1 protein-coding gene is annotated in these 667 nt (G+C 39.1%); it reads left to right on the top strand.

What is annotated here, in order from left to right; genetic code table 11:
- The coding region (locus tag JAO71_RS15730; protein ID WP_317193486.1) for a Calx-beta domain-containing protein at positions 1-667 on the top strand (667 nt) is incomplete at both ends.

Below are 667 nucleotides of genomic sequence, written 5' to 3' on the forward strand. Positions count from 1 at the left end.
ACAACCGGAACAGCAGGAACGGATGACTATACAGAAGTAACGACTACAGTAACAATCCCAGCAGGTGATACAAGTGTAGATGTTGTGATTCCAACAACAGATGATACAACAGACGAGCCAAATGAAGACTTTACAGTCGACGGAACGGTAACTAGTGGAAACACGAGTAACACAGATCCAAGTGGAACAGTAACTATCTTAGATAATGATGATGCTCCAATAGTAAGTATCAGTGATGTAACCGTAACAGAAGGCGATGATGCTACCGTTACAGTAAGTTTAGACAATCCAAGTAGTGTTGATACAGTAGTTGATATTGTAACGACAACGGGAACAGCAGGCACGGATGACTATACAGAAGTAACGACTACAGTTACCATACCAGCAGGTGATACAAGTGTAGATGTTGTGATTCCAACAACAGATGATATAGAAGTTGAATTAGATGAAACGTTTACAGTAGACGGAATTGTAAATAGTGGAAATACCACTAATACAGATCCAAGTGGTATAGTAACAATTTTAGATAATGACATTGACACAGATGGAGACGGAGTATTAGACGGAACAGAAGTTACAAACGGAACAGATCCAAACGATGCATGTGATTACAACGTAGCAGATATTACAGAAGTTATTACATCAACAAACGATTGTGATAATGACG

Source organism: Olleya sediminilitoris, assembly GCF_016785945.1.
GTDB lineage: Bacteria > Bacteroidota > Bacteroidia > Flavobacteriales > Flavobacteriaceae > Olleya > Olleya sediminilitoris.